Source organism: Salmonella sp. SAL4457, assembly GCF_046548235.1.
In the GTDB taxonomy this organism is placed as follows: Bacteria; Pseudomonadota; Gammaproteobacteria; order Enterobacterales; family Enterobacteriaceae; genus Salmonella; species Salmonella enterica.
In genome coordinates this window covers 1-247 of record NZ_JBGDZO010001078.1, presented here as the reverse complement: position 1 = coordinate 247, position 247 = coordinate 1, and the positions used below count along the sequence as shown (strand labels likewise).

General features: G+C 68.0%; 1 pseudogene. It reads right to left on the bottom strand.

Annotated features, from left to right (window positions below):
- A pseudogene (locus ACLJNW_RS27510) lies at nucleotides 1–247 on the bottom strand (hypothetical protein); the annotation flags it as partial.

Below are 247 nucleotides of genomic sequence, written 5' to 3'. Positions count from 1 at the left end.
CCGGTTGCTCCTGGCCTTTGCCACCCGCCTGGCCAGGGCCATGGCCTCGGCGGCGGCGGTGGCTTCGTCGAGCAGCGAGGCGCTGGCCAGGTCGAGTCCGGTGAGGTCGATGGTCAGTTGCTGGAAATTCAGCAGCGCTTCCAGGCGGCCCTGGGCGATTTCCGGCTGGTAGGGCGTATAGGCGGTGTACCAGCCGGGATTCTCCAGCACGTTGCGGAGGATCACCGACGGCGTCACGGTGCCGTAG